The sequence below is a fragment of the Streptomyces sp. NPDC088254 genome, from assembly GCF_044740925.1.
Taxonomy (GTDB): Bacteria; Actinomycetota; Actinomycetes; order Streptomycetales; family Streptomycetaceae; genus Streptomyces.
In genome coordinates this window covers 63,258-87,596 of record NZ_JBIURQ010000014.1, presented here as the reverse complement: position 1 = coordinate 87,596, position 24,339 = coordinate 63,258, and the positions used below count along the sequence as shown (strand labels likewise).

Here is a 24,339-nt window from a genome sequence, read left to right as displayed (position 1 = left end):
CGGCAGCAAGGAACAGCAACACCCGTACGGCCGTGTGCCCGAGTGGTTCAGGGGCTCGCCTGCAAAGCGAGTTACGTGGGTTCGAATCCCGCCACGGCCTCCAAGTGAAGGGCGGCGCCCAGGATCAGGAGTGGATGACCGCGCGAGCTTGCTCGATCCACTCGCTGACCGCCTTGGCACCGCAGGTTTCCGCGACCGACTGGGCCTCTTCGAGGTGGCGGAGCGCCTGTGATGAGTCGCCGGTCTCGGACGCTAGGTAGGCCAGTGCCACCAGGCCGGCCGCTTCTCCGGCCCTGAAGCCGATCTCCCGGCGCAGTGTCACCGATTCGGTCAGCCGCTCGCGGGCCTGGTCGAAGTGGCCCGCGTACCTGTCCGCGAAGCCGAGATGGCGAACCGCATAGGACATCGTCATCCGGTCGCCGACGGACTTCGCCAGCGCGTACGACCGCTCGAAGTACGGCCTGCCGGTGGTGCCGTCGCCCTTGACGACCTGATGCCAGCAGCCGATCCAGAACAACGCCTCCGCCTCCCCCGACGTCTCCCCCAGACGCTCGTACAACTCGGCCGCGCGCTCGAACAGCACGAGTTCCTCGCTGTTCTCCTCGCGGTCATTGAGGAAGCGGACGTGCAGCACCTTGCCCCGCGCCATGCACAGCGGCGCCTCGACCGCGTCCAACACGTCATCGGACCGCTCCAGCGCGGACCTGTCCCCGCCGAACATCGCCGCTTCGAACAGCGCTCCGGCCCGTTCGATCCAGTCCTGCCCTTGCATACTCCGCCCCTCCCCCGTCGAACGATGGCAGCGCCGAGAACCTTCAAACCGCGCTCCGCAGGCCCCCGCCCGCTTCGTCCGCGAACACGCTCGGCCAGTAGCACCGCCTGTCGTCCTCCTGTGCCGCCGCCGGCGTGCGCGTGCAGGCCAGCGGGTCCAGGGTGGCGAGGGTCCGGGTGAGGGTGGTGGCGAGCTGGTCGTAGGCCTCGGTGAGGTCGTGGTCGGCGTCCAGGGTCTTCGCTCGGTGGATCAGCCAGAGGGTGACGGCGAGGGTGGAGACGTCGGCGTTCAGGGGCCGCAGCGCCGACGTCGCCCCGGACCAGGTCAGGACCGCGCCCGTGGTGCCGTCCAGGACCAGGCTGACGCCGTCGGACAGCGCGCCGAGGCGTATCAAGTCGGCGGCTTCGGCGGGGAGTCGGGCGTGGCCGTCGTCCGCGTGGTGGTCGGCGAGGGTGGGCAGGGGGGCGTCCGTGTCCAGGGCGAACCACACGCACTCCTCCGGCAGGCCCACCTCCGCCAGGAAACGGCGGGTCGGTTCGTGGGTGAGGGCGGACGGGAAGTCGACGTCCTCGAAGCGGACGACGGCGCGGGAGCCGAACTCGTCGTCCAGGAGGCGGGGCGGAAGGTCCAGAGCCAGGTCCGAGCGGGTGCCCGGGCCCGCGATCAGGGCGAGGGGCCGTATCACCGCGATCAGGCGCCAGAACGGCGGCACCTCGCCGTGCGCCCCCGCCTCGTACAGCGCGAGGAGCTGGGCAGAGGCCTGCGCCACCGCCTCGGGGCCGTAACGGCCCGCGTAGGCGGCGAACTGGCCGCGCAGCGCCGCCAGTTCGTCGGCCGCCGTCGCGAAGCGCACGAGCGTCTCCAGGGACGGCGCGAGCGGACGGCGGTCCATCAGGTGGGGACGGTCGTGGAGGAAGTACGTCGTCGTGATCTCGCCGGTGGAGCCGTCGAGCAGGACCGACTCCCCGCGCGGGCCGTCGGCCCCGGTGAGGGCTCCTATGACGAGCTGTTCGCTCAGGCCGGCCGCCATGCCGCCGTCCGGTTCGCCCGTGGAGTCGCCCACGGTGCGCAGTCCGTCCGCGCGGAGCGCGTCGAAGGTCAGCAGGCCGCCGACGCCCGGCAGTCCGGGCCCGGTCAGCCAGCGGCGCGTCGGCGCGTGCGTGACGTACGGGTCCAGCTCGGAGTCGGTGAAGGTGATCACCGCCGTGCCGGCGGCGGTACCGGTCGTGCCCATGTGGTTCCCCCGTGCGTGAAGTGTGCCGTCCCGGCGGCGGCCCGCGTCGCCGCGCCCGCCGCCGTCCCACTTCCCCGAACACTACGCGGCGCCACTGACAACGGCCCTCGCCTGGGAAGACGTCACCGCGCCCGAGATCGTTCCCGTCTCACGGCACCTCACGGATTCACCCCGGCCGTCTCCGCGCGCGCCCCGCCCGGCGGGCACCGGGAGGGCTCAGGTGAAGCAGACCCCGCCCGGCACCGCCTGGTCGCTCACTGCCCCGTCACCACCGCCGCCTGCGGCCTTATCGGGAGGCGGTTGACGGGGCGGCCGGTGGCGGCGCGCACCGCCGAGGCGATGGCCGCTGGGGACGTCACCACGGGGACCGCGCTGGCCGCCTTCGCGCCGAAGGGGGCGACCACGTCGCGTTCCTCGACCAGTTTGACGATCCGGATGTCGGGCGCGTCCAGGGCGGTCGGCAGGGCGTAGCCGGTGAGGTCGGGGTGACGGACGAGACCGCGCGGGGTGCGCAGGTTCTCGGTGAGCGCGATGCCGACGCCCTGGGTGACGCCCGCCTCGATGCGGGCGGTCAGCTGCGCCGGGTTCAGGACCCGGCCGACGTCCTGGGCGACCGCCAGCTCCACCACCCGCACCGAGCCCAGCTCGATGTCGACGTCGACCACCGCGCGGACCGCGCAGAAGGCGAGCCCGACGAAGGCGTCGCCCTGGCCGGCCGCGTCGAGCGGCTCGGTCGGGTGCGGGCGGCACTGGGCCGTCGCCCACAGCTCCTTGCCGTGCAGCTCCTCGGCGACCGTGGTCGACAGGACGCCGTCGTACGAGGTGATCTTGCCGTCGGTGATCTGGAGCAGCTCGGTGGACATGCCGAACTTGTGCGCGAGGGGCTGGAGCAGCTGGGTGCGGACCATCTTGGCCGCGCGCTCCACCGCGCCGCCGGACACCCACGTGTGCCGACCGTGGCAGCTCGCGCCGGCGGGCGGCTGGTCGGTGTCGACGGGCGCCACGTGCACCTCGTCGACGCCCAGGGTCTCCTGGACGATCTGGCGGGCGAGGGTGGTGAAGCCCTGCCCGGTCTCCACCGCCGCGCACAGCACGGTCGCGACGCCGTCCAGGACCTTGACGGTGGCGGTGGACACCTCGTCCGCGCCCTCGGCGCCGAGCATGTGCACCATGCCCAGGCCGTAGCCGACGCCCCGGCGCACCGCGCCGGGTTCGCCCGCGCCCTCGGGGCCGCCGGGCAGCAGCCAGTCCTCCTCGGGGGTGTCCTTCGGCAGCGGCGGCAGGGGGAACTCCTGCACGGCCTGCAGGAGTTCGGCGACGGGCGCGGGACAAGTCACCGTCTGGCCGGTCGGCAGCACGTCCCCGGTCGCCATGACGTTGCGCAGGCGCAGCTCCGCCGGGTCGACGCCGAGCTTCTTGGCCAGCTTGTCCATCTGCGCCTCGTAGGCGGCGCAGACCTGCATCGCGCCCTCGCCGCGGACGTGGCCGGAGGGCGGGTTGTTGGTGCGCACGGCCCAGCCCTCGATGAAGGCGTTCGGGACGACGTAGGGGCCGCAGGCGAAGGAGACGGCGGCGGCCAGGGCCTCGGCGGAGGTGTCGGCGTAGGCGCCGGCGTCGAGCAGGATCTGAGCCTCGACCTTGACGAGCCGGCCCTCGGCGTCGGCGTGGTGGCGGTATCTGAGCAGGGTGGGGTGGCGGTGGGTGTGGCCGAGGAAGGACTCCTCGCGGGTCGCCGTGAGCTTCACCGGGCAGCCCGTGCGCAGGGCGAGCAGGCCGAGCGGGAGCTGGAAGCCCTGGTCCTCGCGGTCGGCGGTGGCGCCGGGCACACCCGTGACCACGATCTTCACCCGATCGGGTGTCAGCCCGAAGCAGGCGGCGGCGGTGTCGCGGTCGCTGTGCGGGTCGGTGGAGGCGAGGTACAGCTCCACGCCGCCGTCGGGGCGGGGCACCGCGAGGCCGGCTTCGGCGCCGATGGGGGCGGGGTCGGCGCGGCCGATGCGGTACTGGCCCTCGACGACGACCTCGCCGGCCGCGGAGGGGTCTCCGTGGTGCAGCGGGATGTGCCGGATGAGGTTGCCGTCGGGGTGCAGCGACTCCGCCTCGAAGGCGAGTTCGGGATCGACGACCGGGTCGAGGACCTCGTACTCGACGATGACGGCCGCGGCGGCCATGCGGGCGGTGTCGGGGTGGTCGGCGGCGACGGCGGCGATGGGCTCGCCGTGGTGGCGCACGACCTCGGAGGCGAACACGGGGCGATCGGCCCTGCCCCGGCCGTGCAGCGCGCTGCCGGGGACGTCCTCGTGGGTGACGACGGCCCGCACGCCGGGCATCTCGCGCGCATGGGAGGTGTCGATGGAGACGATGCGCGCGTGCGCGTGCGGGGAGCGCAGGACGGCCGCCCAGAGCAGGCCCTCGGCCCACAGGTCGGCCGCGTAGGGGAAGGTGCCCTCCGTCTTGGCGCGCGTGTCGGCGGGCGGCAGTGAGACGCCCAGGCCGTGCGGGATCGGCTCGGGGGCCGGGGCGGCCTCCGCGGGGCTCGTCGCGGTGGCTGCTTCGTTGGTCACGCCTGGCCTCCGTCCTGGCCCTGTCCGTACACCGGGTCGTGCGGATGGGGCTGTGCCGGGTTCTCGAACGCCGACGGGTGGACGCCGCCCGCGCCCGGACCCGCCTGGTGCGGGATACGTGCCTCGTCGCCGTCCGTCTCAGCGTCCGCGGCGGCGTGCGCCTCGCGTTCGTCGACGACGTCCTGGACGGCCCGCAGGACGCCCCGGTAGCCGGAGCAGCGGCACAGGTTGCCGCAGAGCGCCTGGCGGGTCTCCAGCTCGGTGGGGGCGGGGTTGCCCTCCAGCAGGTCGTGCACGGTCATCGCCATGCCGGGCACGCAGAATCCGCACTGCACCGCCCCGCACCGGGCGAGCGCCCGCTGCACGTCGGAGGGCTGTCCGTCGACGGCGAGGCCCTCCACGGTGCGGACCTCGCTGCCGGCGGTGGTGACGGCGGGGACCAGGCAGGAGGCGACGAGGCGGCCGTCCACCTGGACGTTGCAGGCCCCGCACTCGCCCTGCGAGCAGCCGTCCTTGGCGCCCGCGAGTCCGAGCCGCTCACGCAGGACGTAGAGCAGGGACTCGCCGATCCAGGCGTCGGTGACCGGGCGGTCGGAGCCGTTCACGCGCAGCACGTAGGAGGCGAGGGGGTGGTCCTCGTGGAAGGACGGCTGGCCGGCGTCGGCGTCCTCCTGCGGGTGGCCGTGGCCGTCGTCCGCGCGCGTGGACGACGCGGTGTCGTCGCCGGCGTCGGGCGCGTCGGCCGCGGACCGTGGGGCGGCGGATTCCGTCTCCGCGTCGTCGGCGGACGGCTCGGAGTGCGGGTGGCCCGCGTCCGAGGCCTGCGGGTCCTCCGGGGCGTCCGCCTCCGGTGCGGTTTCCGCGTCTCGTACGGCGTCCGGGTCGCGTGGGCCGTCCTCGTCCTGCACGGCGTCGACGTCACGTCCGGACTCCGGGGCGTGCGCGCCTTCCGCGGCGGCGCCGGACTCGGTGTCGGCGTAGGGCTCGTGCGGGCCGCTGTACGGGCCCTCAGGGCCCCTGTAGGCCTCTTCCTCGACCCCGGGGGCCTCGGGCGTCCCGTAGGCGTTCTCGTGGCGCTCCACGGCGTGCGCGCCGTCCTCGTCGCCGGCCCGGGGAGCGGGCGCGAAAAGGGAGACGTCGTCGGCGTGCCGCTCGGGCGCCGCCGCACGGCCGGAACGGTCGCCGCCGTCCGGCTGCCGCTCCCACGGCTGCGCCGACGGGCCGGCCGGGTCGTGAGCCGGTGTCGTCGCCCAGGGCGCGGGCGCGCCCCCGGGCAGGGTGGCCGGGGGCGCGCCGCCCCACTGTTCGACCAGGGCCGAGGTGGTGAACTCGCCCGACTCGTCGGGGAGGTCGCCGCCCGCGACGGGAATGGACCACTGCCCGGTCACGTCATGGCCGGGAGCGGGCGCGGGGGCCGCCTGGGTCTCCTCGAACGTCCACTGTCCGGTCGAGCCCGGGTTGTACGTGAACCGGTCGTCGCCCACGCTCGACCCGCTCGCGGGGGCCGGCCACTCGGCGCCGCCGACCGGGGGCGGCCACGCGCCCGTGCCGCTCGCGTCGGCGTCGGGCCGGTCGGGCGCCGCCGTGATCCGCGGCGGGACGTAGCCGTGTCCGGGAGCCGCCAGCGGGCTTTCCCCGCGCGCGGCGAGGAGGGCGTCCACGCCGCCCTCGGGGAGTTTCACGAAGGCGGTGGCGCCGTCGTCGTAGTCGCCCTGGGGCAGCGGGTCCCAGCGGCCCGCGCCCTGGGGCGCGCCCTGGCCCTGTCCGTGTTCCTGTCCGTGCTCGTGCCCGTGGTCCTGTCCGTGCTGGTCGTCGGTCACGACAGCGCCCTCCCCAGTGCTCGTCGGGCCAGCGCGGCGACGGTGCGCCGCAGGTGCAGTACGGCGGGCGGCAGCGGCTGCACGGAGCCGTCCTCGGCCGGGACCGGGTCGGGGATGCAGGCGGCCGCCACGTACTCCCCGAAGGCGGTCAGGGCCTCGGGGACGATCGCGCGGCTGTTGTCCCAGTCGATGAGCTGGGCGACCCACTGCTCGGCCTCGAGCGGCCGCAGCGGCATCGGCGCTATCGCGCCGACGGCGCACCTGACGCCGCGCCGGGCGGGGTCGAGGACGAGGGCGACGGACGCGACGGCACGCCCGGGGCCGGTGCGTCCGGTCGCCTTCAGGAAGACCTGGGGGGCGTGCAGCAGCGGCACGCGCACGTAGCCGATGAGTTCGCCGCCGCGCAGCATCTCCATGCCGGCCAGCAGATGCGACACCGGGATCTCGCGGCGGGCTCCGCCCTGGCCCGCGACGATCAGCGTCGCCTCCAGCGCGGCCAGCACGGGCAGCGCGTCGCCTGTGGGCGCGGCCGAGGCGATGTTGCCGCCCAGGGTGCCCGCGTTGCGGATGTGCGGGGGTCCGGCGGCGCGGGAGGCTGCGGCGAGCGCGGGGATGAGGGCGGCGAAGTCGGGGCGTCCCATGCGCGCGTGCGTGAGTCCGGCGCCGAGCAGGGCATGGCCGTCCTGGTACTGCCAGCCGCGGATCTCGCTGATCCGGCCGAGGCCCACCAGGGCGGCGGGCCTGAGCTGCCCGGAGTTGACGGCGGCCATGAGGTCGGTGCCGCCGGCCACCGGTACGGCCGCGGGGTTCGCCGCGAGGGCCGCGACGGCCTCGTCCAACGACGTGGGCAGCGTGACGGCGTGCGCCGCCTGCGGTGCGTGCGTGCTCAAAACCGGCTGCCCCTTCCCGCTGCCCCACCTGGTCCCACCTGTGTTGCCGTACGGTACGTGCTGACAGGGCGGACGTGGCAACTCTGGCACATCTTCGCAAGGCCCGGACGCGGGGGTCCGCTAGGAGGCATTCGCCCATCTCATCGGGGAGATGAGCCGTTTTCGCACGGCATCACCGGTGCGCTCGAATTGCCACTCTTCGGTGACCCCGCGGGGTTTCTCCCGTGCGCGCGGAGCCACTTGGCGAAGCGGCGGACGAACCACTCTCACGGCGCAGCCTCGGCGGCCCTCGGGCGCTTCACGGCCCCACCCACCCCTGATCGCCCGTCAGAACGCGGGCAGCGGTCCGCGTCATGACCTTGGCCGGATCCCGATCCGAGGCCGACGGCGCGCCGGGGCGCGGGAGCCGCGCCCGCCGGCGTGCGTCAGACGGTCACTTGTCGCCCTTGCCGCCGTTGTCGTCGCCGCCGGAGCCCATGGACTCGTAGATCTCCTTGCACATGGGGCACACGGGGTACTTCTTCGGGTCGCGACCGGGCACCCAGACCTTGCCGCACAGCGCCACGACGGGGGTTCCGTCGAGAGCGCTCGCCATGATCTTGTCCTTCTGGACGTAGTGCGCGAAGCGCTCGTGGTCACCGTCACCGGACGACACCTGCGGCGTCGGCTCTACGAGGGTCCCCGTACCGGTGCCGCGCTCGGGCTCAAGAGTGCTCATGGGCCCAAGGGTACTGAAGCTCACACCCATCAGTTGAGCGACGGGTCGTCCGGATAGGTGGCCACCATCGCCAGTTCGCTGCGCTGGCGGCGCAGCACCTCGCGCCAGAGCCTCTCGGGCTCGGGCGAGGAGACGTCGCCCGGCTCCGACTCGACGACGTACCAGGCGCCCTCCACCAGTTCGTCCTCCAGCTGGCCGGGGCCCCAGCCGGCGTACCCGGCGAAGATCCTCAGGGAGCCGAGGGCCGAGGCGAGCAGTTCGGGCGGGGCCTCCAGGTCGACGAGGCCGATCGCGCCGTGCACCCGCCGCCAGCCGAGGGGGGCTCCGTCGACGCCGGTGCCGCCGGGGATCACGGCCACGCCGAGCGCCGAGTCCAGGGAGACTGGGCCTCCCTGGAAGACGACGCCCGGTTCACCGGTGAGATCCGCCCAGTCCTCGAGGATGTCGCCCACGCCCACCGGCGTCGGACGGTTGAGGACGACGCCGAGCGAGCCCTCCTCGTCGTGGTCGAGGAGGAGCACCACCGCACGGTCGAAGTTCGGGTCCGCCAGGGCGGGGGTTGCCACGAGCAGCCGCCCTGTGAGCGAGGACACCTCGGTCATGCCAGACATGATCCCGCATCTTCCCCCGGAGTGGGGAGGCAATGCGGCGTCGGGGGTGAGGGGCAGGTGGGGGGCGTGGAGGCGGGTCGGGCACACGCGCGTGGCGGCGGTCTCACGGTGACCTTGCGTGGCCGGTGGGAAACGGTTCGTGTTGTGACACAGCCATGACCTCCCTGAACGCCTCCTGGGCTTACGGGACAAGGGCACTCGGCGATTACCCTGTCTCTCTCCAGCCCTGCCCCACCTTCCATGGAACGCGAGATACATGACCGTCAACGACGATGTCCTCCTTGTCCACGGCGGAACCCCGCTCGAGGGCGAGATCCGTGTCCGCGGCGCGAAGAACCTCGTGCCCAAGGCCATGGTCGCCGCCCTGCTGGGCAGTGAGCCGAGTCGACTGCGCAACGTTCCGGACATCCGTGACGTGCGAGTCGTACGCGGCCTGCTGCAACTGCACGGCGTGACGGTCCGGCCGGGCGAGGAGCCGGGCGAGCTGGTGATGGACCCGACGTACGTCGAGAGCGCGAACGTCGCCGACATCGACGCGCACGCGGGCTCCAGCCGCATCCCGATCCTGTTCTGCGGCCCCCTGCTGCACCGTCTCGGCCACGCTTTCATCCCCGGCCTCGGCGGCTGCGACATCGGCGGCCGGCCGATCGACTTCCACTTCGACGTGCTGCGGCAGTTCGGCGCGAAGATCGAGAAGCGGGACGACGGTCAGTACCTGGAGGCCCCGCACCGGCTGCGCGGCACGAAGATCCGGCTGCCGTACCCGTCCGTGGGCGCGACCGAGCAGGTGCTGCTGACGGCGGTGCTCGCCGAGGGCGTCACGGAGCTCTCGAACGCGGCCGTGGAGCCGGAGATCGAGGACCTGATCTGCGTTCTGCAGAAGATGGGCGCCATCATCGCGATGGACACCGACCGGACGATCCGCATCACCGGTGTGGACAAGCTCGGCGGCTACGACCACCGCGCCCTCTCGGACCGCCTGGAGGCCGCCTCGTGGGCGTCCGCCGCGCTGGCGACCGAGGGCAACATCTACGTCCGCGGCGCGCAGCAGCGGTCGATGATGACGTTCCTGAACACCTACCGCAAGGTGGGCGGCGCCTTCCGCATCGACGACGAGGGCATCCGCTTCTGGCACCCCGGCGGCCAGCTGAAGTCCATCGCGCTGGAGACGGACGTCCACCCCGGCTTCCAGACCGACTGGCAGCAGCCGCTGGTCGTGGCGCTGACGCAGGCCACCGGTCTGTCGATCATCCACGAGACGGTGTACGAGTCGCGTCTCGGCTTCACCTCGGCGCTCAACCAGATGGGCGCGCACATCCAGCTCTACCGCGAGTGCCTGGGCGGCTCCGACTGCCGCTTCGGCCAGCGCAACTTCCTGCACTCCGCGGTCGTCTCCGGCCCCACCAAGCTCCAGGGCGCCGACCTGGTCATCCCGGACCTCCGCGGCGGCTTCTCCTACCTGATCGCCGCCCTCGCGGCCCAGGGCACGTCCCGCGTCCACGGAATCGACCTGATCAACCGGGGCTACGAGAACTTCATGGAGAAGCTCGTGGAACTGGGCGCGAAGGTCGAACTCCCGGGCAAGGCGCTCGGCTGACCCACCCGACCTCATAACGCGGCGCTCGGCTGACCGGGCCCGCGAACGCCGATGGGGCGGTCACCCTGACTCGGGTGACCGCCCCATCGGCGTGTTGTCACTTCCGGCGGACGCGCCCCCGAAGGGGCGCGGGAAACTGCGCGACCAGCCAAGGCCGACCCGCGGTCACCCACGGCGCCCGCTGCTCACGGCGCGTCCGGCGGGGCCTTACTTGCCCTTGGCCGCTTCCTTGAGCTTCGAGCCCGCGGAGACCTTGACGCTGTAGCCGGCCGGGATCTGGATCGGGTCGCCGGTCTGCGGGTTGCGCGCGGTGCGAGCGGCACGGTGGGTGCGCTCGAAGGTCAGGAAGCCGGGAATGGTGACCTTCTCGTCGCCCTTGGAGACGATGTCGCCGACGACCTCGGCGAACGCGGCCAGGACGGCGTCGGCGTCCTTGCGGGTCACCTCGGCACGGTCGGCCAGCGCGGCCACCAGCTCACTGCGGTTCATGTTGTTACTCCCGTGTTCTTCTTGCCATTGAGGCGTGCCACGCGGCGGAGCCGCATGGGGGACAGCGAAGTCGATGCCCACGCGCCCAGGAACGCATCCTGCCCCTACCTGCGGCGGGAAAGCCAATCCGGCACCCGTAGGAGTCGTGAGAACACCCTTGGGAGTCACACGAAGAGCGCCTGACCCGGCCGTCACAGTAGAGGCCTGCCCCGTGAGGCGGGTTCCACGACGCGCCGGGGGCCGGTCGTGGCGATCCTCACAGGCCGCCGCGCGCCGCCCGCTCGGGGCTGTGCCACCCGCTTCCGGCTACGGCTGCGTGAGGGCCGAGGCGCCCGCCGCCTTCGCGGCCTCGCGGACCGCGCCGGCGACCGCGCCCGCGACCTTGTCGTTGAAGACGCTCGGGATGATGTAGTTCGGGTTCAGCTCGTCCTCGGTCACCACGTCGGCCAGCGCCTTCGCAGCAGCGATCATCATCTCGGTGTTGACCGTACGGGACTGCGCGTCCAGCAGGCCGCGGAAGACGCCCGGGAAGACCAGCACGTTGTTGATCTGGTTCGGGAAGTCGGAGCGGCCCGTGGCCACGACGGCCGCGGTCTGCCGGGCGATCGCCGGGTCCACCTCGGGGTCGGGGTTCGCGAGCGCGAACACGATCGCCTCGTCGGCCATGGCGGCCACGTCGTCGCCGTCGAGGACGTTCGGGGCGGAGACGCCGATGAACACGTCCGCCTCGCGCACGGCCTCCTTGAGGGTGCCCGTGAGGTTCTCGGGGTTGGTGTTGTCGGCGATCCAGCGCAGCGCCGACCCGGGGGCGGCGTCGACGAGGTCCTCGCGGCCGGCGTGCACCACACCGTGGATGTCGGCGACGACGGCGTTCTTCACGCCCGCGGCGATCAGCAGCTTCAGGATGGCCGTGCCGGCCGCGCCGGCGCCGGACATGACGACGCGGATGTTCTCGATCGCCTTGCCGGCGACGCGCAGGGCGTTGGTGAGCGCGGCGAGGACGACGATCGCGGTGCCGTGCTGGTCGTCGTGGAAGACGGGGATGTCGAGGGCCTCACGCAGCCGGGCCTCGATCTCGAAGCAGCGGGGCGCGGAGATGTCCTCCAGGTTGATGCCGGCGAAACCGGGGGCGATCGCCTTGACGATCTCGACGATGGCGTCGGTGTCCTGGGTGTCGAGGCAGATCGGCCAGGCGTCGATGCCGGCGAACCGCTTGAAGAGGGCCGCCTTGCCCTCCATGACGGGCAGCGCGGCCTTGGGGCCGATGTTGCCGAGGCCCAGCACGGCGGAGCCGTCCGTCACGACCGCGACGGAGTTGCGCTTGATGGTGAGGCGGCGCGCGTCCTCGGGGTTCTCGGCGATCGCCATGCAGACGCGGGCCACGCCCGGCGTGTAGACCATGGACAGGTCGTCGCGGTTGCGGATGGGGTGCTTGGACGCCATCTCGATCTTGCCGCCGAGGTGCATCAGGAACGTACGGTCGGAGACCTTGCCGAGCGTGACGCCCTCGATGCCGCGCAGCTGTTCGACGATCTCGTCGGCGTGGGCGGTCGAGGTGGCCGCGATGGTGACGTCGATGCGGAGCTTCTCGTGACCGGAAGCAGTGACGTCGAGGCCGGTGACCGAGCCTCCGTGGGACTCGACGGCCGTGGTGAGCTGCGAGACCGCGGTTCCGCCCGCGGGCACCTCCAGCCTGACCGTCATCGAGTAGGAGACGCTGGGCGCCGTTGCCATGGCCGACTTCCTCTGCTTTCACCGGTGACGCGGATTGCGGTCCGATCGTCGCACCTACTGTCGAGTAGGAGTTAGCCACGTGGGGTTACGAACGTTTTGTTCACGACGAAAGAGGCCCACGTCACATCTGACGTGGGCCTCTCCCGTACGGAGATGACACCGACCCGCCATGCTCGCCTCGCGGCAAGTGGTCGCTCGTAGCGACGAAGGTTGGGCCCGGGGGCTTGGATCGGGCCGGTGTCACGTCCAGGCTAACAAACGGAAGCGGGAAGGCCATTCCCGTGCGGCGAGTTCACAGAAAGCCGTCCCCGCGCGGCCCCGCCGGACAGGCCCAACGGGCCCGGCGCGGCCCCACGGGGTCACTCACGCAGCAGGTCCGGCAGCCCGTCGGCGTCGGGTTCGTCGCGCTCGCCCGAGACGACCGTGAGCTGCTGGGTCGCCCGGGTGAGGGCCACGTACAGCACCCGCAGGCCGGCCGGCGACTCGTCGGCGATCTCAGCCGGGGAGACCACGACCGTGGCGTCGTACTCCAGGCCCTTCGCCTCCAGGCTGCCGAGCGCCACCACTCGGTCGCCGAGCCCCGCGAGCCAGCGGGCGGCCTCCTCGCGGCGGTTCATGGCGACGACGACGCCGACCGTGCCGTCGACCCGGTCCAGGAGGCGGGCGGCCTCCGCCCGCACGGTCTCGGCGAGGTCACCGGAGACGGCCGTGAAGCGGGGGACGAGGCCGGTGGAGCGGACCGCGGTCGGGGACTCGGCGCCGGGCATGGCCAGCGCCAGCACCTTCGCCGCCAGCTCGGCGATCTCGGCCGGGTTGCGGTAGTTGACCGTCAGCTGGAAGCGGCGGCGCGGGCGGGTGCCGAGGGCCTCGTCGCGGGCCTCGGCCGCCTCGTCGGGGTCGGACCACGACGACTGGGCGGGGTCGCCGACGACCGTCCAGGTGGCGTGCCGGCCGCGACGGCCGACCATGCGCCACTGCATCGGCGTGAGGTCCTGCGCCTCGTCGACGATGACGTGGGCGTACTCGGTGCGTTCCTGCGCGAGCCGTTCGGCCCGCTCGCGCTGCGACTCCTCGCGCACCGGCATCAGCTCCTCCAGGCCGGTGAGCTGGTCCAGCGGGTCGAGCTCGCGGCGCTTCTTCGGGCGGGCGGGTGCGCCGAGGATCGCCTGGAGCTCGTCGAGCATCGCGATGTCGTGCACGGAGTGGCCGTCCCGCTTGAGGGAGCGGGCGACCCTGCGGACCTCGCCGGGGTTCAGGACTCGGCGGGCCCACCGGCCGAGCCGGCGCTCGTCGGCCATGGCCGCCAGGACGGCCTTCGGCGTCAGCTCCGGCCACCAGGCGTCGAGGAACCCGATGAAGGAGTCCTCGCTCGTGACGTCCTCGTCGAAGGAGGAGCGCAGCTCGGCCGCCAGTTCGGGGTCGCTGTGCCGTCCGACGGCGCCGGAGCGCTCCCACAGGGCGTCCAGGAGGAGCTTGCGGGCGCGGGGGCGCAGCAGGTTCACCGGAGCGGTGCCGCCGAGCGCGGCCCGGCGGATCCGGTCGAGCTCCTCCGCCTCCAGCTCGAGCCGCCGTCCGAAGGCCACGACGCGCAGCCGGGTGGGCGGGCCGGCGGGGGTCTGGCCCGCTGGTTCGCCGCCGTCGAGGGTGAGCTGTCCCGCGTCGGGGGCGGGGCGGCCCTGCTCCAGGGCTCCGCGGGCGGCTTTGCGCAGCACCTTCAGCATGCGGTGCGAGCCCTTGGCGCGGGCGACCGCCGGGGAGTCGTACAGGGTGGCCTGGACGCCGTCGACCAGGGAGCCGATGGCGCGGATGGCGACCTGGCCCTCCTCGCCGAGGGAGGGCAGGACGCCCTCGGTGTAGGCGACGAGCAGGGGGGTGGGCGAGACGATCAGGATGCCGCCCGAGTAGCGGCGGCGGTCCTGGTAGAGGAGGTAGGCCGCCCGGTGCAGCGCGACGGCCGTCTTGCCGGTGCCGGGGCCGCCCTCGACGTAGGTGACGGAGGCGGCGGGAGCGCGGATGACGAGGTCCTGCTCGGCCTGGATGGAGGAGACGATGTCCCGCATGGTGTGGCCGCGGGCCTGTCCGAGGGCGGCCATCAGGGCGCCGTCGCCGACGACGGGCAGCTCCCGCCCGTCGAGGAAGGCTCTCAGCTCGGGGCGCATCAGGTCGTCCTCGACGCCGAGGACGCGGCGGCCCTTGGAGCGGATGACCCGGCGGCGCACGACCCGGCCGGGGGCGACCGGGGTGGAGCGGTAGAACGGGGCGGCCGCGGGCGCCCGCCAGTCGATCACCAGCGGGGCGTAGTCCTCGTCGAGGACTCCGATGCGGCCGATGTGCAGGGTCTCGGCGATGTCGGCGGTGTCGTCGTCCCGCACGGCGCCGTCGGCGGGTTCCACGGAGGTGTAGGCGCCGTCGGGCCCCTTCTCGCCGTCCTTGCCGTTGAGCAGGTCGATGCGGCCGAAGAGGAAGTCCTCGAACTCGTTGTTGAGCCGGTTGAGGTGGATGCCCGCACGGAAGACCTGCGCGTCCCGCTCGGCGAGCGCGCCGGGCGTGCCGACGTGGCCGCGCTGGGCCGCGTCGTGCATGAGGAACTCGGCCTCGTGGATCTTCTCCTCGAGCCGCCGGTACACCCGGTCCAGGTGCACCTGTTCGACGCTGATCTCCCGGTCTCGGACGGAGTCCTGGACTGATTCCTGGACCGCGTCCCGTACCGGGCCGACCGCGGTTTCCTGCTGAGCCTGAACGGCCACCGGGCCCCCTTCTGACGTGCTGGGCAGCCGTCAACCGTACGCGAAGGGGACCGGTCGAGGCGAGGGGCCTGCCCGGACTCGCCGGACAGGCCCCGAAGCTGCGGGAGGGAAACGGAGGAAAGCGACCGCCGGAAGGCTCAGGCGTCGATCTGCACGAGCTTCTTGCCGTCGAAGGTCATGACCTCGAAGTGGTCGATCTGGTTCGGGGTGAAGGCCGCGCCGCCCTGGACGTACAGGGGCTGCTTCGCCTGGTCGGTCTTGGCGCCGGGGAGGCCGTAACCCCACTCCGGGACGGACCAGGAGGAGACGGTCTCGCGCTCGCCGTTCTTGCCCACGGCGATCAGCGAGCACTTGTTCGGGCCGGCCACGTTCGACAGCTGGACGACGGCCTGGGTGCCCCACGCCTTCTCCGCCATGGCGACGGTCGCCGAGACCTTGGTGGAGGCGTCGGTGGCCGACTTCTTGTCGGGCAGCGAGTCGAAGACGCCCTTGGCGGGGTTGGCGGTGTCCGCCTGCAGCGTCTTGGCGTCCTTGCCGCTGTCGCCGCCGGTCACCGCGAGCACGCCCAGCGGGCCGCCGGCGATCAGCGCGACCGCGGCCGCGAGCATGAAGAACGAGCGGCGGCGCTTGGCGGCGCGGCGGTCGGCCACCTCGTCGACCAGCCGCTCCGCGAGCCGCGGGTTGGGCTTGGCGGACAGGGACTCGCCGATCGCGGGCGTCCCGGAACCCGGCAGGTCCGCTAGCGCGGCCAGCATCGGCTCCATCCCGGCCAGCTCGTCGAGCTGCTGGGCGCACCACTCGCAGTCGGCGAGATGCGCTTCGAAAGCGGTCGCCTCGGCGTCGTCCAGGATGCCGAGGGCGTAGGCGCCCACGGTCTCGTGTTCGCTCGGGCTCGGAGATCCCACAGATCCCTGCATGGGGCCAGACATACCCGGCCCTCCCGCTCCGAACCCCCCGTAAATGCTCATCACGCCGTCACACCCCGCTCTTCCAGAGCCAGCTTCATCGACCGCAGGGCATAGAACACCCGTGAGCGCACGGTGCCACTGGGTATGCCCAGCGTCTCGGCCGCCTCGTTGACGGTACGCCCCTTGAAGTACGTCTCGACGAGGACCTCCCGGTGGGCAGGGGTCAGGTCGTCGAGAGCGTCCGACAGGGTCATCAGCCACAGCGCCTTGTCGATCTCATCCTCCGCAGGAATGACCTCCAGCGGCGACGGGTCGACCTCCTGCGGCCGGGCCTGCCGGCTGCGGTGGCCGTCGATGACGATGCGGCGTGCGACCGTCACCAGCCAGGGGCGTACCGATCCGGTCGCTCGATTGAGCTGGCCGGCGTTCTTCCAGGCCCGGATGAGCGTCTCCTGCACGACGTCTTCGGCTCGTTGACGGTCTCCGGCAACCAGGCGCAGGACATACGCAAGCAGGGGTCCGGCATGCTCCCGATACAGGGCACGCATCAGCTCCTCGTCAGGCTCCGAGGGCTGGGACATGCGATGTCGGGCCCTCGATCCACGTTCATTGGCCACGGCCGCATCCTTGCGCACGCCCACCTCCGGTGTCCGGGGGTTCCCCCAGTCGGTCGCTCCCACACCGGTACGCAAGCGATGAGTTGAGTGTTCAAAGTGAGGCGACAGTTTTCGTCGCGGTGTCATGACGAGGGGGACATGGGGGCACATTCCCACCCCTCTTCCTTCACAACTCCGCCACACCGGGCCGAACGGGGGCGCTTCCCGGCCCGCCGTAAAGGTAAACGGAGTGTAATCGAAATCACTTCGACGGCGGGGGCCCGAACGCCGCATATGGGACAGGGGAGTTGGGCCGTCGCTCCCTCGCGGTGTGCGTGACGGCGGAGTTGGGGGTGTTTGGAAGCGGCGATCGCGAGGGTGCCGGAGACAAGGGCGTGAGGCGCCGGAGTCGTCTTCGGGTTGCCGCTGACGGGGGTGGAGGTTGCCGCGATCGGGGTTCCGTTGCCGTCAGGGGGAGTTGAGAGGGCGACAGGTGAAGCGGGGAGGGACCTGCTGAGGCTGAAGGCCGTCACGCCCGGTCCGGCGCGGGCGGCGTGCGGTGGAGCGCCGTGCGTCTGCGGTGGCGGGCCGCCCGCTCCCGGTTGCCGCAGACCTCGCTGGAGCACCAGCGCCTCCTGCGCCCACGGGAGGTGTCGACGTACACGATCGGGCAGTCGTCCCCCTCGCACTGCCGCAGCCCGGCCCGCGCGGCGGGGTCGGTCAGCAGCTCCACGGCGTCCCGCGCGACGCCGGCGAGCAGCTCGGCACACGCCGGGGGGCCGGCCAACTCCCGGACCAGGGTGCCGTCGTGGGCGTGTACGGCGCGCGGGGCGGGGGGCGCGGCACGGGCCGCCGCCTCGTTGACGCGGGCGAGCGCGTGGGTGAGGGCGAGGTCGTACGCCTCACGGTTCAGCCAGCCGCGCACCAACTGTCCGACATGTCCGCGCAGTTCACGGAAGGCGGCCGGCCAGTCGGGATCGGCGTGGGCGAGGGGCGTGCCCGGCGGGACGAGTCCGGAACCGCTGATCCAGGCGCGCAACGCGGGGAGGGCGTCGAGGCGTTCGTTCGGGTGGGTGGTGGCCAGGAGGTCCAGGCAGATCCGTCCCGCGTCGAACCGCAGACCGTACGGGGCCGGGGCGGCCGGGTTGGTAGCCAGCGCCATGTAGCTGTCACCGCCTCGAAAAGGCCTCTCGGGGTCCTTCCACAGTGCCGGGCGGCCGACGCCCTGCGGAAGACCCCGTACCGACGCCGTACCGGGTACGGAGTCGCCCGGGCGGCGGGTCAGCGCGCCCTTGGCCTGTCCACCCCCGGGTGCCGGTCGATGCCGTCGACCGAGCGTCCCTTCACGCGTCCGCGTACTTCGTGTCGGCCGCCGGGTCCAGGGCGAGGCGGTAGCCGCGTTTGACCACCGTCTGGATCAGCTTCGGGGTGCCCAGGGAGGTGCGGAGGCGGGCCATCGCGGTCTCCACCGCGTGCTCGTCGCGGCCCGCGCCGGGCAGCGCGCGCAGCAGGTCCGCGCGCGGCACGACCCACCCCGGCCGCCGGGACAGCGCCCGCAGCAGGGACATGCCGGCCGGTGGCACGGGCCGCAGACAGCCGTCGACCAGCACCGCGTGCCCCCGGATCTCCACCCGGTGCCCGGCGACCGGCAGGGCCCGGGCCCGCGCCGGCAGTTCCTGGCACAGCAGTTGCACCAGCGGGCCGAGCCGGAACCGCTCGGGCTGCACGGTGTCCACCCCGCGCGCCTGGAGCGGCAGCGCGGTGACCGGACCCACGCAGGCCGGCAGCACGTCGTGGTGGAGGGCGGCCAGCAGCTCGGACAGCAGTCCCCGCTCCTCCGCCCGCGACAGCAGCGAGGCGGCGGCGGGCGCGCTGGTGAAGGTGACCGCGTCCAGCCCGCGGGCGACGGTCGCGTCGATCAGCCGGTCCAGCGGGGAGAGGTCCTCGGGGGGCATCCACCGGTACACCGGCACGCCCACCACCTCCGCTCCCCCGGCCCGCAGCGCCTCCACGAACCCCGGCAGCGGCTCCCCGTGCAGCTGGACGGCGACCCTGCGCCCGTCGACGCCCTCCTCCAGCAGCCGGTCGAGCACCTCCGCCATGGACTCGCTCGACGGCGACCAGTCCTCCGTCAGTCCCGCGGCGCGGATAGCGCCCTTGACCTTGGGACCGCGGGCCAGCAGCTCGACGTCCCGCAGCCGGGCGAGGAGCCGCTCGCCGAGGCCCCAGCCGTCGGCGGCCTCCACCCAGCCCCGGAAGCCGATGGCCGTGGTGGCGACGACGACGTCCGGCGCCTGGTCGAGGAGGTTCTCGGTGGCGGCGAGCAGTTCGCCGTCGTCGGCGAGCGGCACGATCCGCAGGGCGGGCGCGTGCAGCACCGTCGCGCCGCGCCGCTGGAGCAGCGCTCCGAGCTCGTCGGCCCGGCGTGCGGCGGTGACGCCGACGGTGAACCCGGCGAGCGGCCCGTGCCCTTCCGCGTACCGGCCGTCGCCGCCCTGTTTCGGTCCCTGCTGTTGCTGCTCGTCCATAACTCTCGTCCCGCACTCGAGTCGAAGCACCTACACGAGGTGGTGTCTCACCTGCATGCCGAGCGAGCCTGTCAACGGCGCGTGACAGGCTCGGTTCGGGTTCATGTCGCCAGTGTTACGTCACACCTCGGCGTAACTGAGCTGCGGCTTCACCTCGGAGGAGGCGCCGGAGGCGGTGATCCGCCCGGCCGGGCGGCGAAGGTATACGGCCCAGGTGACCATGAAGCAGACGGCGTAGAAGGCGAGGAAGGCGACGAACGCGCCGGTTCCCGAGCCGTAGGAGAGGAAGGACTGCCGGAAGGCCATGTTGATGCCGACGCCGCCGAGCGCGCCGACCGCTCCGATGAGGCCCATGGAGGCGCCGGAGAGCCGGCGTCCGTAGGCGGCCGCCTCTTCGCCGACGAGCCCCTTGGCGAGGGCCTTCGCCTGGAAGATGCCGGGGATCATCTTGTACGTCGAGCCGTTGCCGAGTCCGCTGAGCACGAAGAGCACCACGAACACGGCGACGAAGAGTCCCAGCGACTTCTGCATGCTGGCGAAGATCAGGAGGGCGGTGGCGGCGGCCATGCCGACGTAGTTGTAGAGAGTGATGCGGGCGCCGCCGTAGCGGTCGGCGAGCCAGCCGCCGACGGGGCGGATCAGGGAGCCGAGGAGCGGGCCGATGAAGGTGAGGTAGGCCGCCTGGAGGGGCGTACGGCCGAACTGGTTGGTGAGGACCTGCCCGAAGGCGAACGAGTATCCGATGAACGACCCGAACGTGCCGACGTAGAGGAAGGACATGATCCAGGTGTGGGCGTCCTTCGCGGAGTCGATCGCGGCGCCGGTGTCGTTGGTGACGGACGCGAGGTTGTCCATGCGGAGCGCGGCGAGGGTCGCGGCGACGACGATCAGTGGGATGTAGATCCCGAGCAGTACGCGCGGGCCGCCGCCGGCGCCGATGACGGCGAGGCCGGCCAGTTGGAGGACCGGCACGCCGATGTTGCCGCCGCCGGCGTTGAGGCCGAGCGCCCAGCCCTTCTTGCGGAGCGGGAAGAAGGCGTTGATGTTGGTCATGGAGGAGGCGAAGTTGCCGCCGCCGATGCCCGCGAGCAGGCCGATGAGGAGGAACGTGCCGAACGACGTCCCCGGCTTCATCACCGCGAAGGCGGCGACCGTGGGCACGAGCAGCAGTCCCGCCGAGACGATCGTCCAGTTGCGGCCGCCGAAGACGGCGACGGCGAAGGTGTACGGCACCCGGACGACGGCCCCGACCAGCGTGACCATCGACGTCAGCAGGAACTTGTCGGCCGGGGTCAGCCCGTACTCCGGGCCCATGAAGAGCACCAGCACGGACCACATGGTCCAGACGGAGAAGCCGATGTGCTCGGAGAAGACGGAGTAGAGGAGGTTGCGGCGGGCGACCTTCTCACCGGTGGCCTTCCAGAAGCCCTCGTCCTCCGGATCCCACTGCTCGATCCAGCGGCCCCCTCGCTTCGGGGAGGATGCTGAGGATTTCTGGGCTGCGGGACCTGTCCCGACGGTCGTCATGGCGCCTCCACGTGCTCCGGGGCTCGGGTGCTTCGGGGGAACGAGCGGTGTGAGTCCCGAAGGTAGGCAGCACGCGTTTCCGCCCTGTGCCCACGAGTGACCGCAAGGGAACGTTGCTCTCACCTCGCCGGGTGGCGAGATGAGAGGTCCTGTTCGGCCGGGCGGTTCGTGGAACCGGCGTTCGGTTTCACCGGGACCGGTGGGCGCCCGGGTCGCCGGTCGGCCACAGGCGGGGGGCGCGGGAGGCCGCCAGGTCCTCCGTCCAGCCGAAGCAGAGCACGCACAGGGCGGTCAGGAGCCAGACCAGGGGGAGTTGGGGCCAGGGGCTCTGCAGGAGCCAGGCGGCGTGGGTCTCCAGGGCCGGGACGTCCCACAGGTGGTCCCACAGTGACTCCGTCAGGACGATGCACACGTTGTGCCACAAGTAGATCGTCACCGCGCGGGAGTTGAGCAGGGTGATCAGGCCGTCCCAGCGGCGCAGCCGGCGGGGCCACTCCTGCCAGGCGGGGCTGATGTGCAGCAGGATCAGCACCGTCGCGAAGGACCACAGGGACTGGGCGAACGGCATGTCGTCCAGGTCGTGGCCCTGCCGCAACCCGTCGGACAGGGCGTGCCAGAGGCCGGCGGCGCCGACCGCCGGGGCGAGGGAGAGCACCGCGTACCGGGGGACGCGGCGCAGCACGCCCTGCTGGTGGGCCATGCCCAGCAGCCAGCATGCGCCGAACGCGCCCATGTCGCTGAGCACCGACTCCACCCGCCAGTACGGCACGGACAGCGACCCGTACTCCAGCGCCGCCGACAGCGCGATCGGCGCGAGGACCGTCGGCCACGGCGCGGCGCGCAGGGCGCGCAGCATCAGGGGGGAGAGGAAGACGAACCAGAGGTAGGCGCGCAGGTACCACAGGGGCACGCCCATCGCCGTCGTCCACTCCTCCCCGAGCAGGCCGTGGACGCCGGGCAGCCCTTCGCCGTAGGGCGGGTCGCTCAGCGGAAGGATCCAGAAGCCGAGGTGCAGCCACCAGCCGACGGGGTGGGCCTCGCCGTCGTCGGGGCCCCAGCCGCCCAGCAGCATCCCGGTCACGCCGATCGCCCCCAGCAGCCACAGAGGCGGCAGGAGGCGGCGGACGCGGCCCCGGACGACGGCGGACGCGGGGCGCTTGGCCAGGGAGCGGGCCATGAGGTTGCCTGCCAGGGCGAACATCACGCCCATGGAGGGGAAGACGACGGGCAGCCAGGCCCAGCCCATGAGGTGGTACAAGACGACGCGGAAGAGGGCGATCGCGCGGAGCAGGTCGAAGTAGCGGTCCCGGCCGCGGGGGCGGGGACCGGCCGGCGGGGGCGCGGGAGGCGGGTCCTGTGCCGTGGCCGCGCCGGCGGGCGGGGCGGACGGCCCTGTCGCCGGCGGGTGCGGGTCCCGGTCGGGCGGCCCCGGCCGGCCCCTCCGCGTCGCCGCGTGCCGGCTTCGGCCCGGCCGGGCCTCGGAGGCCGTCGCGCCGGGCGGGGCGTCGGGGGGCTGAGGAGGCATCAGGCCGCTCCCCTCTCCATGGCCGGCTCGCCCGGCGGCGCGGCGACCTGCCCCTTGCGGCGCAGCTTCTGCCAGCGCAGCCGGCCGCCGGTGAGCGCCGTGATCCAGGACTGGAGCAGGACGATGTACATCAGCTGGCGGTAGATGAGCTGCTGGAGCGGCAGGGAGACCAGCGGGGTCAGGCGCTCGCGGTCGAGGGCGAACGCGTACGCCGCGCAGGCCGCCTGGACCGCGAGGACGCCGAACCAGGCCGCGATCGTCTTGCCGGTCGGGCCGAACAGCAGGCCGTAGACGAGGAACAGGTCGATCAGCGGGGCGAGCAGCGGGGCCACGACCATGAAGAGCGAGACGAGGGGCAGCCCGACCCTGCCGAAGCGGCCGGAGGGGCCCCGCTCCACCAGGGCGCGGCGGTGCTTCCAGATCGCCTGCATGGTGCCGTAGCACCAGCGGTAGCGCTGGGACCACAGCTGCTGGATCGACTCCGGGGCCTCGGTCCAGGCGCGCGCCTTCTCCGCGTAGACCACCTTCCAGCCGTCGCGGTGCATGGCCATGGTGATGTCGGTGTCCTCGGCGAGGGTGTCGTCGCTCATGCCGCCGACGCGGTTGAGGGCCGTGCGGCGGAAGGCGCCGACCGCGCCGGGGATGGTGGGCATGCAGCGCAGGACGTCGTACATACGGCGGTCCAGGTTGAAGCCCATCACGTACTCGATGTGCTGCCAGGCGCCGATGAGCTTGTTCTTGTTGCCGACCTTGGCGTTGCCGGCGACGGCGCCCACCTCGGGGTCGGCGAACGGCTGGACGAGTTCGCGGACGGTGGACGGCTCGAAGACGGTGTCCCCGTCCATCATCACGATGATGTCGTGCCGGGCGTTGGCGATGCCCCGGTTGAGCGCGGCCGGCTTGCCCGCGTTGACCTGGCGGACGACGCGTACGCCGGGCAGGCCGAGGTCCTCGACGATGCGGGCGGTGCCGTCCGCCGAGCCGTCGTCGATGACCAGGATCTCGACGGGGTGGTCGCTCTTGACCAGCGAACGGACCGTGTTCTCGATGCACTTGGCCTCGTTGTACGCCGGGACGAGGACCGACACCGGTTCGGTGACCGGTGCGTCGGGGCCCCAGACGAAGTCGCGGCGGCGGGTGCGGCGGGTGTGGATCGCGGACAGCAGCAGCATCAGACCGAAGCGGGCGAAGACGAGGAAGCCGATGACCGCGAGACCGACGACGAGGACGCCCGTGAGGTCGTCGGCCGCGCCGACCAGGGCGGTCCAGGCGCGGCCCTTCCACAGGTCGAGGCCGGCGACGGCGGTGTGCGCGCTCGGGGCGTCGAGCGCCTCGGTGAGGTTGTCGAACCGGTAGCCCCGGCCCTTGAGTTGGGGCAGGTAGACGTCGAGTGCCCGTACCGTCTGGCTGCGTTCGCCGCCGGAGTCGTGCATGAGGACGATCGCGCCCTTGCCCTTGGGCGGCGTGGAGTTGCGGACGATCTGCTCGACGCCGGGCCTGCGCCAGTCCTCGCTGTCGAATCCGGTGAGGACGGTGAGGTAGCCGCGGCTGCCGACGTACTCGGTCACCGGCCAGGAGCTGTCGTCGAGGGCGGAGGCGCTGGAGGAGTACGGCGGGCGGAACAGCGAGGTGCGGATGCCGGCGGCGCCGGCGAGGGCGAGCTGGTTCTGGGTCAGCTCCCAGTCGATGCGCTTCTTCGACTGGTAGGAGAGGTCGGGGTGGTTGAAGGTGTGCAGGCCGATCTCGTGGCCCTCGTCCACCATCCGCTTGACGAGTTCGGGGTAGCGGGAGGCCATGGTGCCGGTGATGAAGAAGACGGCGTGCGCATGGTGCTTCTTCAGCACGTCGAGGACCTTCGGCGTCCAGCGCGGGTCGGGGCCGTCGTCGAAGGTGAGGACGATCCGGCGGTCCGGCACGTCCATGCTGGTCGGCTGTTCGCCGCGGGTGTCGACGACGGGGCCGCCCTCCAGGATCTTCCGGGGGACGTGGTCGGCGGCGACCTCGGAGCGGATGCGGTGGTCGGCGAGGATCTCGCTGTGCACGTAGCCGCGCAGCATCAGCATCGCCATCATCGCGACG

Annotated in this window: 18 protein-coding genes and 1 tRNA gene; 2 read left to right on the top strand and 17 right to left on the bottom strand. The window is 72.5% G+C overall.

All coding sequences use genetic code 11. The features are described from left to right. Positions 1–28 precede the first annotated feature (28 nt). Positions 29–103, top strand: a tRNA-Cys gene (locus tag ACIOC0_RS34535). A 21-nt stretch (positions 104–124) separates the two neighbouring features. Here the strand turns inward: ACIOC0_RS34535 and ACIOC0_RS34530 are convergent. From ACIOC0_RS34530 to ACIOC0_RS34500, 7 genes are all read right to left on the bottom strand, one after another. Then, entirely contained in the window at positions 125–772 is a 648-nt protein-coding gene (locus tag ACIOC0_RS34530) for a tetratricopeptide repeat protein (protein ID WP_402159836.1), read from the bottom strand. Positions 773–815: 43 nt separating this feature from the next. Beyond that, a complete protein-coding gene (locus tag ACIOC0_RS34525) occupies positions 816–2,006 on the bottom strand; it encodes an SUKH-4 family immunity protein (protein ID WP_402159835.1) in 1,191 nt (396 codons plus the stop codon). Positions 2,007–2,260: 254 nt separating this feature from the next. After that, positions 2,261–4,570: a xanthine dehydrogenase family protein molybdopterin-binding subunit gene (locus ACIOC0_RS34520; protein WP_402159832.1), complete on the bottom strand. Its 2,310-nt coding sequence runs from the start codon at positions 4,568–4,570 to the stop codon at positions 2,261–2,263. Beyond that, complete coding sequence (locus ACIOC0_RS34515) at positions 4,567–6,390, bottom strand: 2Fe-2S iron-sulfur cluster-binding protein (protein ID WP_402159829.1); 1,824 nt, start codon at positions 6,388–6,390, stop codon at positions 4,567–4,569. The genes ACIOC0_RS34520 and ACIOC0_RS34515 overlap by 4 nt, the downstream gene beginning before the upstream one ends. Continuing rightward, entirely contained in the window at positions 6,387–7,280 is an 894-nt protein-coding gene (locus ACIOC0_RS34510; protein ID WP_402159827.1) for an FAD binding domain-containing protein, read from the bottom strand. Before ACIOC0_RS34510 ends, ACIOC0_RS34515 begins: the two co-directional genes overlap by 4 nt. A gap of 433 nt (positions 7,281–7,713) precedes the next feature. Continuing rightward, positions 7,714–7,998, bottom strand: coding sequence for a DUF3039 domain-containing protein (locus ACIOC0_RS34505; protein WP_130436531.1), 285 nt, complete (start codon positions 7,996–7,998; stop codon positions 7,714–7,716). A gap of 29 nt (positions 7,999–8,027) precedes the next feature. Continuing rightward, positions 8,028–8,600 carry a YqgE/AlgH family protein gene (locus tag ACIOC0_RS34500; RefSeq protein WP_402159824.1) on the bottom strand — a complete coding sequence of 191 codons (573 nt, stop codon included), beginning with the start codon at positions 8,598–8,600 and terminating at the stop codon, positions 8,028–8,030. 265 nt (positions 8,601–8,865) lie between these two features. Here ACIOC0_RS34500 and murA point away from each other — a divergent pair, with 265 nt between their 5' ends. Then, positions 8,866–10,206 (top strand): UDP-N-acetylglucosamine 1-carboxyvinyltransferase, encoded by a 1,341-nt coding sequence (murA, locus tag ACIOC0_RS34495; protein ID WP_130436529.1) that lies wholly within the window; start codon positions 8,866–8,868, stop codon positions 10,204–10,206. Positions 10,207–10,413: 207 nt separating this feature from the next. On the opposite strand, the gene ACIOC0_RS34490 is transcribed toward murA, so the two are convergent. From ACIOC0_RS34490 to ACIOC0_RS34445, 10 genes are all read right to left on the bottom strand, one after another. Continuing rightward, positions 10,414–10,695: an HU family DNA-binding protein gene (locus ACIOC0_RS34490; RefSeq protein ID WP_004000874.1), complete on the bottom strand. Its 282-nt coding sequence runs from the start codon at positions 10,693–10,695 to the stop codon at positions 10,414–10,416. 306 nt (positions 10,696–11,001) lie between these two features. Then, a complete protein-coding gene (locus ACIOC0_RS34485) occupies positions 11,002–12,429 on the bottom strand; it encodes an NAD-dependent malic enzyme (protein WP_402159821.1) in 1,428 nt (475 codons plus the stop codon). Between the two features lie 359 nt (positions 12,430–12,788). After that, the gene (locus ACIOC0_RS34480; RefSeq protein WP_402159818.1) at positions 12,789–15,176 is read right to left on the bottom strand and encodes a HelD family protein; all 2,388 of its coding nucleotides are present in this window, start codon (positions 15,174–15,176) and stop codon (positions 12,789–12,791) included. A 137-nt stretch (positions 15,177–15,313) separates the two neighbouring features. Further along, a complete protein-coding gene (locus ACIOC0_RS34475; RefSeq protein WP_402159816.1) occupies positions 15,314–16,093 on the bottom strand; it encodes an anti-sigma factor family protein in 780 nt (259 codons plus the stop codon). A 50-nt stretch (positions 16,094–16,143) separates the two neighbouring features. Beyond that, positions 16,144–16,665 (bottom strand): sigma-70 family RNA polymerase sigma factor, encoded by a 522-nt coding sequence (locus ACIOC0_RS34470; RefSeq protein WP_010039908.1) that lies wholly within the window; start codon positions 16,663–16,665, stop codon positions 16,144–16,146. A 544-nt stretch (positions 16,666–17,209) separates the two neighbouring features. Then, a complete protein-coding gene (locus tag ACIOC0_RS34465) occupies positions 17,210–17,842 on the bottom strand; it encodes a CGNR zinc finger domain-containing protein (RefSeq protein WP_402159814.1) in 633 nt (210 codons plus the stop codon). A gap of 181 nt (positions 17,843–18,023) precedes the next feature. Continuing rightward, the gene (locus ACIOC0_RS34460) at positions 18,024–19,208 is read right to left on the bottom strand and encodes a uroporphyrinogen-III synthase (RefSeq protein WP_402159811.1); all 1,185 of its coding nucleotides are present in this window, start codon (positions 19,206–19,208) and stop codon (positions 18,024–18,026) included. Positions 19,209–19,328: 120 nt separating this feature from the next. Next, the gene (locus ACIOC0_RS34455) at positions 19,329–20,735 is read right to left on the bottom strand and encodes a nitrate/nitrite transporter (protein ID WP_402159809.1); all 1,407 of its coding nucleotides are present in this window, start codon (positions 20,733–20,735) and stop codon (positions 19,329–19,331) included. A 187-nt stretch (positions 20,736–20,922) separates the two neighbouring features. Next, the gene (locus ACIOC0_RS34450; protein WP_402159807.1) at positions 20,923–22,260 is read right to left on the bottom strand and encodes an acyltransferase; all 1,338 of its coding nucleotides are present in this window, start codon (positions 22,258–22,260) and stop codon (positions 20,923–20,925) included. Further along, positions 22,260–24,329: a bifunctional polysaccharide deacetylase/glycosyltransferase family 2 protein gene (locus ACIOC0_RS34445; RefSeq protein WP_402160260.1), complete on the bottom strand. Its 2,070-nt coding sequence runs from the start codon at positions 24,327–24,329 to the stop codon at positions 22,260–22,262. The genes ACIOC0_RS34450 and ACIOC0_RS34445 overlap by 1 nt, the downstream gene beginning before the upstream one ends. Between the last annotated feature and the right edge of the window lie 10 nt (positions 24,330–24,339).

Excerpts from the sequence above, each read along its gene's own strand:
- ACIOC0_RS34450 (WP_402159807.1), bottom strand. The coding sequence starts at position 22,260 with ATGCCTCCTCAGCCCCCCGACGCCCCGCCCGGCGCGACGGCCTCCGAG.
- ACIOC0_RS34490 (WP_004000874.1), bottom strand. The coding sequence starts at position 10,695 with ATGAACCGCAGTGAGCTGGTGGCCGCGCTGGCCGACCGTGCCGAGGTG.
- ACIOC0_RS34525 (WP_402159835.1), bottom strand. The coding sequence starts at position 2,006 with ATGGGCACGACCGGTACCGCCGCCGGCACGGCGGTGATCACCTTCACC.
- ACIOC0_RS34505 (WP_130436531.1), bottom strand. The coding sequence starts at position 7,998 with ATGAGCACTCTTGAGCCCGAGCGCGGCACCGGTACGGGGACCCTCGTA.
- ACIOC0_RS34470 (WP_010039908.1), bottom strand. The coding sequence starts at position 16,665 with ATGTCCCAGCCCTCGGAGCCTGACGAGGAGCTGATGCGTGCCCTGTAT.
- ACIOC0_RS34485 (WP_402159821.1), bottom strand. The coding sequence starts at position 12,429 with ATGGCAACGGCGCCCAGCGTCTCCTACTCGATGACGGTCAGGCTGGAG.
- murA (WP_130436529.1), top strand. The coding sequence starts at position 8,866 with ATGACCGTCAACGACGATGTCCTCCTTGTCCACGGCGGAACCCCGCTC.
- ACIOC0_RS34475 (WP_402159816.1), bottom strand. The coding sequence starts at position 16,093 with ATGCAGGGATCTGTGGGATCTCCGAGCCCGAGCGAACACGAGACCGTG.
- ACIOC0_RS34465 (WP_402159814.1), bottom strand. The coding sequence starts at position 17,842 with ATGGCGCTGGCTACCAACCCGGCCGCCCCGGCCCCGTACGGTCTGCGG.
- ACIOC0_RS34500 (WP_402159824.1), bottom strand. The coding sequence starts at position 8,600 with ATGACCGAGGTGTCCTCGCTCACAGGGCGGCTGCTCGTGGCAACCCCC.
- ACIOC0_RS34460 (WP_402159811.1), bottom strand. The coding sequence starts at position 19,208 with ATGGACGAGCAGCAACAGCAGGGACCGAAACAGGGCGGCGACGGCCGG.
- ACIOC0_RS34445 (WP_402160260.1), bottom strand. The coding sequence starts at position 24,329 with ATGGCGATGCTGATGCTGCGCGGCTACGTGCACAGCGAGATCCTCGCC.
- ACIOC0_RS34455 (WP_402159809.1), bottom strand. The coding sequence starts at position 20,735 with ATGACGACCGTCGGGACAGGTCCCGCAGCCCAGAAATCCTCAGCATCC.
- ACIOC0_RS34530 (WP_402159836.1), bottom strand. The coding sequence starts at position 772 with ATGCAAGGGCAGGACTGGATCGAACGGGCCGGAGCGCTGTTCGAAGCG.